Annotated in this window: 4 protein-coding genes; all 4 read right to left on the bottom strand. The window is 53.6% G+C overall.

Translation table 11 applies throughout. The annotated features are described in order from the left end of the window. Window positions 1-147: 147 nt before the first annotated feature. Window positions 148-1,809 carry a putative transporter gene (locus B5F71_RS18015; RefSeq protein ID WP_087213095.1) on the bottom strand — a complete coding sequence of 554 codons (1,662 nt, stop codon included), beginning with the start codon at window positions 1,807-1,809 and terminating at the stop codon, window positions 148-150. Between the two features lie 144 nt (window positions 1,810-1,953). Then, the gene (locus tag B5F71_RS18010; RefSeq protein ID WP_087213092.1) at window positions 1,954-4,143 is read right to left on the bottom strand and encodes a glutamine synthetase III; all 2,190 of its coding nucleotides are present in this window, start codon (window positions 4,141-4,143) and stop codon (window positions 1,954-1,956) included. 51 nt (window positions 4,144-4,194) lie between these two features. Next, window positions 4,195-5,424, bottom strand: coding sequence for an LL-diaminopimelate aminotransferase (locus B5F71_RS18005; RefSeq protein ID WP_022038935.1), 1,230 nt, complete (start codon window positions 5,422-5,424; stop codon window positions 4,195-4,197). A 207-nt stretch (window positions 5,425-5,631) separates the two neighbouring features. Then, complete coding sequence (locus B5F71_RS18000) at window positions 5,632-6,441, bottom strand: RNA methyltransferase (RefSeq protein WP_087213089.1); 810 nt, start codon at window positions 6,439-6,441, stop codon at window positions 5,632-5,634. Window positions 6,442-6,819: the final 378 nt, after the last annotated feature.

The following is a 6,819-nucleotide window of genomic DNA, read 5'->3' as shown; positions in this document are numbered from 1 at the left end:
GCTCCTGTTCTTCGTCAGATAGCCCGCTATCTTCCTCATCACAGAAGCAAAAATGCCTCAAAAACTCATCCCAAATCATCGCACGATAAATTCAAAACAGCTTCTAACTATTAATTGTTAATTGTTAATTATTAATTGTATATATATTCATAAAAACAACATCAGTATCAGTTGGGCGATGATGACACGGGTGAACATCCCCAGCGGATAGACCGTGGCATAGCTCACGGCAGGGTTATCGTTCGGGATGATGTCATTGGCATAGTTCAGTGCCATTGGGTTTGCCATACTTCCACAGAGCATGCCGCAGGTGTTTCCGAAGTCGAGGTGGAAACACCGTAATGCCACCAGTGCCATAATCACTACGGGTACAAAGGTAATAATAAATCCGATACCAACCCATAAAGCACCCTCCGGACGCATCACGGTTTCGAAAAAATGTGCTCCGGCATCCAGTCCAAGGCAGGCAAGATACAGGGAAAGTCCGATGCCACGTAGCATCAGGCTGGCGCTGCGGGTGGTGTAGGTCAGCATGTGCAGGCGTGGGCCATACGAGCCGATGAGGATGCCGGCGACGATTGGTCCTCCTGCCAGTCCCAGCTTGACAGGTGTCGATATGCCCGGGATGGCGATGGGGATGGAGCCGACTATCAGTCCCAGCACGATGCCGATGAAGATAGAAGCCAGATTGGGGTCTTTCAGGGTTTTTACGGTGTTGCCCAATACTTTTTCCACATTCTTGATAGCTGCGGCTTCGCCCACCACGGTCAGGCGGTCGCCCAGTTGTAATACCAGTTCGGGGGTGGCAAGCAGTTGTACACCGCTGCGCAGCACACGGCTGATATTGATGCCATACACGTTGCGCAGGCGGAGCGAACCCAGCTTTTTCCCGTTTATTTCGGGACGGGAAATAACGATATGTTTCGAGATAAGCTGGCTATCGATGGCATTCCAGTCGATATCCTCCTTGTTCCAGTCCTTCTGTTCTTGTTCGCCGAACAGGATGGTCAGGGCTTCCACGTCTTTTTCGGTGGTCACTACCAGCAGGCGGTCGTTCTCTTGCAGCACCTTGTCGGAAGTGGGAATACACACCTGTCCGTCGCGCCACAGGCGGGAGATGACAAACTTGGAATAACCCATATGCACCAGTTCGTGGATGCTTTTGCCGAAGATGGCAGGATTGTGTACCTGATAGGTACCGATATAGGTGTGGTTAGGGTCGTCGTGCGGATGCTCTTCCATATCGGAAGGGCGTACGAACAGTTTCCTTACCGCTACGATGGCAAGAATCACTCCTACCACTCCCAGCGGGTAGGTGACGGCACAGCTCAGTGCGGCACCGCTGGTAGGTTCGCCCAGTTGTTTCAATGTTTGTTGTGCAGCTCCCAGTGCCGGTGTGTTTGTGGTGGCTCCGCAAAGGATTCCCACCATGTCCGACATCGAGATGGGGGTGAACAAGGTCAGCACGATTGCCATTATCGTGCCCAGTAAGATGACCCCCAGTCCCAGCAGGTTCAGTTGGCATCCACCCTGGCGTAGGGAACTGAAGAATCCCGGTCCGACCTGCAGCCCCAGTGCATAAACAAATAATACCAGTCCGAAACTTTCGGCATAGTTCAGCATCTGGGGATTGATGGCAAGTCCTGAATGACCGGCAAGGATACCCGTGAAAAACACAAATGTCACCCCTAACGAGATGCCGCAAACATGTATTTTCCCCAAGGCAAGCCCTGTGGAGATAATCAGGGAAATGATGATAACCGCCTGTAGGGCGGTCTGCTCAAAAAACAAATCGTATAACCATTCCATTTTGGTCTGTTTTATAGTTGACAAGGTGACTAGGCGACTAGGTACTAGGTGACAAGGTTCTGAATAGTTTTGCTAATGGTATCTAGTACCTCGTCGCCTAGTACCTCGTCACCTAGTACCTAGTACCTAGTCACCTTAAAGAGATTATCTTACGAATAGCAGTTCACGGTATTTCGGGAGCGTCCACATCTGGTCGTCCACAATCAGTTCCAGCTTGTCGATGTGGTAGCGTATCTGCTCCAGCATGGGGGCGATGGTATCGTGATAGGCGATAGCCTTTTCGCGTTCGCCGGTGATTTTGTTTGCTACTTTGCGGGCTTCCACCATTGCGTCCACGTGCTCCTTGATGTATCCGGTGTGTTCGGCTATCTGTTTGATGATGGCGATGTTTTCGGATGAGAGGCGGGTGGCTTCGTCGGCATCGAAGAGCGACTTCATCTTATAGGCATTGTCTATCAGTTTGGTCTGGTATTCGATGGCGACGGGTACCACGTGGTTCATCACCAGATCGCCCAACACGCGTGCCTCAATCTGTATTTTCTTGGTGTACATTTCCCATTTCACTTCGTTGCGTGCCGCCAGCTCCTTACGGTTCATCACGCCGGTCGATTCGAACATCCGGATGGTTTCCGGTTTCAGGTAATTATCGAAGATGAGCGGGCAGCTGGTTTCGCAATCCAGTCCGCGGCGTGCCGCTTCGGCTTTCCATTCTTCGCTGTAGCCGTTGCCGTCAAAACGGATGGGCTTGCACTCCTTGATGTAGCGGCGCACCACCTCGATGATGGCGGAGATTTTCGGTTCGCCGTCTTCTATCAGTTTGTCTACGTCTTTTTTGAATTGGATGAGCTGCTCTGCCACGGCGGTGTTCAGGGCAATCATTGCGCTGGCACAGTTGGCTTCCGAGCCCGGTGCACGGAATTCGAAGCGGTTGCCGGTGAAGGCAAACGGCGAGGTGCGGTTACGGTCGGTATTGTCGATGAGCAGTTCGGGGATTTGCGGGATATCCAGGCGCATGCTCTGTTTGTCGCCCAGGGCTATCAGGTCGCTGTTGGTACTTTCTTCCAGGTGGTCGAGCACCTTGCTCAGTTGTGTGCCGAGGAAGGAGGAGATGATTGCCGGAGGTGCTTCGTGTGCTCCCAGGCGATGCGCGTTGGTAGCGCTCATGATAGAGGCTTTCAGCAAGCCGTTGTGGTGATATACCGCCATCAGCGTATTGACGATGAAGGTGATGAAGCGCAGGTTTTCTTCGGGAGTTTTGCCCGGAGCCATCAGCAATGTGCCGTTGTCGGCACCCAGCGACCAGTTGTTGTGCTTGCCAGAGCCGTTAATGCCCTTGAAGGGTTTTTCGTGGAGCAGCACGCGGAAACCATGGTTGCGTGCCACTTTGCGCATCAGCGACATAATGAGCATGTTATGGTCTACGGCGAGGTTGCATTCCTCATAGATGGGAGCCAGCTCGAACTGGTTGGGAGCCACCTCGTTGTGGCGGGTCTTGACGGGGATGCCCAGTTCCAGTGCCTGGATTTCGAGGTCTTTCATGAAAGCGGCCACGCGGGGCGGGATGGCACCGAAATAGTGGTCTTCCAGCTGCTGGTTCTTCGAAGCCTCGTGGCCCATCAGGGTGCGGCCGGTCAGCAGCAAGTCAGGGCGTGCGGCATACAGTCCTTCGTCTACCAGGAAGTATTCCTGCTCCCAGCCCAGGTAGGTGATGATTTTTTTCACCGAAGGGTCGAAGTAGTGCATGACATCCAGTGCCGATTTGTTGACCGCCTGTATAGATTTCAGAAGCGGTGCCTTGTAGTCGAGCGACTCGCCCGTATAGGCGATGAAGACGGTGGGGATGCACAAGGTGTCGCCTACCACGAAAACTGGCGACGAGGGGTCCCAGGCGCTATATCCGCGGGCTTCGAACGTGTTACGCACGCCTCCGTTGGGGAACGATGAGCCGTCGGCTTCCTGCTGTACCAGTAGTTTGCCCGAAAATTCTTCCAGCATGCCGCCTTTGCCGTCGTGTTCCACGAAGGCGTCGTGCTTTTCCGCCGTACCTTCGGTCAGGGGCTGGAACCAGTGCGTGTAGTGGGTGACACCCAGCTCGATGGCCCATTTCTTCATTCCTGCCGCCACCTCGTCGGCGATGCTGCGGTCGAGCGCCGCACCGTTGTCGATGACGTCTGTCAGTTTGGCATACACCTTGCTGGGCAGGTACTTGAACATCTTTTCACGGTTGAACACGTATTTGCCGAAATATTCGCTGGGGCGTTCCGATGGAGGGACCACTTCGACCGGCTTTTTATGAAAAGCTTTTTCTACTACTCTGAATCTTAGTTTTGACATAATAATTACCTCTGTTGTTTCTTGTTTATGTTCTGTTTGATGAAATTCCGGTTACAGGCATCTGCACAGGCGTTGCATCGCCTCTTGGATGCGTTCTTTTTCGCCGAAGGCGGTCAGTCTCAGGTAGCCTTCCCCGCTTGGGCCGAAACCTACCCCCGGAGTGGTCACCACCTGCGCTTCGTACAGTAGTTTTTCGAAGAACTTCCACGATGACATTCCGTCGGGAGCTTTGACCCACAGGTAGGGCGCGTCTTCGCCTCCGGTGTTTTTCAGTCCGATGCTGGTAAGTGCATGCTTCATGATGCGGGCGTTGTTCATGTAATATTGGATATGGGCTTTTACCTGTTCTTTTCCTTCGGGGGTATAGATGGCTTCCGCTCCACGCTGGGTGATGTAGGAGGTGCCGTTGAATACCGTTTCCTGGTGCCGTTTCCACAGGGGGCCCAGGGGGATGCGTTTCCCTGCCAGTGTGCCTCCGGTCACTTCTTTCGGGATAACCGTGTAGCCACATCTCACACCTGTAAAACCGGCTGTTTTCGAAAAGCTGCGCATCTCGATAGCTACTTTGCGTGCTCCCTTTATCTCATAGATGGAGTGAGGGATGCCGGCGTGTTGGATATAGGCTTCGTAGGCACCGTCGAAGATGATGAGGGTATCGTTTTCGAGGGCGTAGTTCACCCATTTTTTCAGTTCGGATTTGTCCAGCACGGTACCGGTAGGGTTGTTCGGGTAGCATAAGTAAATAATATCGACACGATGGTCGGGGATGGGAGGGATGAAATTGTTTTCTGGCAGGCAGGGCATATAAATTACATTGCTCCATTTCCCTCCCGCCAAAAGCTCGCCTGCGCGTCCGCACGATACGTTCGAGTCGATGTAGGCAGGATAGATAGGGTCGGTCACTCCGATGCTGTTGTCGTGGCGAAGGATGTCGCCGATGTGTCCTGTGTCGCTTTTGCTCCCGTCGCTCACAAAGATTTCGCTGCGTTCCAGATGCACGCCGCGTGGCGCATAATCGTGTTTGATGATGGCATCGATAAGGAACGGGTATCCTTCTTCGGGCCCGTAGCCGCGGAAGGTGGCGGCGTGTGCCAGTTCGTCGACAGCGCGGTGCATTGCCTCGGTGCACGCCTGTGGAAGGGGCAGGGTGACATCTCCTGTACCCAGCCGGATAAGGTCGGCTTTGGGATGGGTCACCTTGAACAAGTTGACTTTCTTTTCCAGGTCGGAGAAGAAGTAGTTGTTCGGCAATTTCAGGAAATGTTCGTTTACCAGTGCCATATTCGATATGTGTTGAAGTTTATGCGTTAGTCTGTTTCCGGTGCAAAGGTACGAAAATTTGCCGGTATTGCAGGGTAAAGAGGACTTCTTTTTTTATATCCCGCACGGCTTCTAAATCATTTGAAGTGTGAGCTGCGAAAATCTGCGTTTCAAAATCGCAAAATCGTATATTGTAAATCGTAAATTGTAAATCGCCAAATCGTAAATTCAAATCGTCCGCAGCTCCCAGAACGCTACGGCGGATGCTGCCGCCACGTTGAGCGAGTCCACCCCGTGCGCCATCGGGATGCGCACCGTGTAGTCGGCTTCGGCGATGGTGGCGTGCGGAAGCCCGTCGCCTTCGGTGCCCATCACCAGTGCCAGCCGCGGTTCTTGCTTGAGGGCAGGCGTGTCGAGCGGGACGGAGTCGTCCGAGAGTGCCAGGGCGGCGGTGCGGAAGCCCAGGCGGTGCAGGGCGGCGAGGGGAGCGTCGGCCCACGTCCACGGAATGAGGAACACCGAGCCCATCGAGACACGCACGGCACGGCGGTTCAGCGGGTCGCACGAGTCGGGGGTGAGCAGCACCCCGTCGATGCCCAATGCGGCGGCAGAGCGGAAGATGGCACCGATGTTGGTCGTGTCGGTCACCCCGTGAATCACCACGATGCGCCGTGCCCCGCCGCATACTTCTTCCACGCTTTTCACCGGCGGCCGGCGCATGGCGCAGAGCACGCCGCGTGTCAGGGTATAGCCCGTAAGCCGGGCGAGCAGCTCGCGTCCGCCGGTGTAGACGGGTATGTCCGGGCATCGGGCAAGGATGTCGGCGGCGTCGCCCGCAAGGTGCTTCCGCTCGCACAGCAGCGCCAGCGGCTCGTAGCCCGCGTCCAGCGCCACGCGGATTACTTTCGGGCTTTCGGCGATGAACACGCCCTTCTCCGGTTCCAGCCGGTTGCGCAGTTGTGCCTCGGTCAGTGCGCCGAACAGCTCCACCCCCGGCTGCTCCAGCGACGTGATTTCGATGATTCGTTCCTTCTCCATAATTTGTTTTTTGTGTAGGGGCGTATCGCATACGCCCTGAAAACATCCATGTGGATTAGTTGACGCATTCGGGCGTATGCGATACGCCCCTACAAGGCAATTCAAAACTTGTCAACTGGTACCTTGTTACCTATAAAAGCCTTGTTACCTATAAAAAGCCTTGTTGCCTATAATGTTCCTCCCTCTCTCCTCTGCAAAGGTAAGAAATCTTTTCCATGTGGCAATGGATTTGGAACAGGTGGGCGTAAAAATCTGTTAACTGATTATCGTTTTTCTATCTATATTGCTGAAAATGAGAATTATATAAGATGTGAAAATGTTATTTCTATGCTTGTATTATCGTGACAATGACAAATGACAAATGACAATTAACAAAGT

Source organism: Bacteroides sp. An269, from assembly GCF_002159755.1.
Taxonomy (GTDB): Bacteria; Bacteroidota; Bacteroidia; order Bacteroidales; family Bacteroidaceae; genus Phocaeicola; species Phocaeicola intestinalis.
Note: the sequence above shows the minus strand (reverse complement) of the source record. Positions and strands in the feature narration are given on the sequence as shown.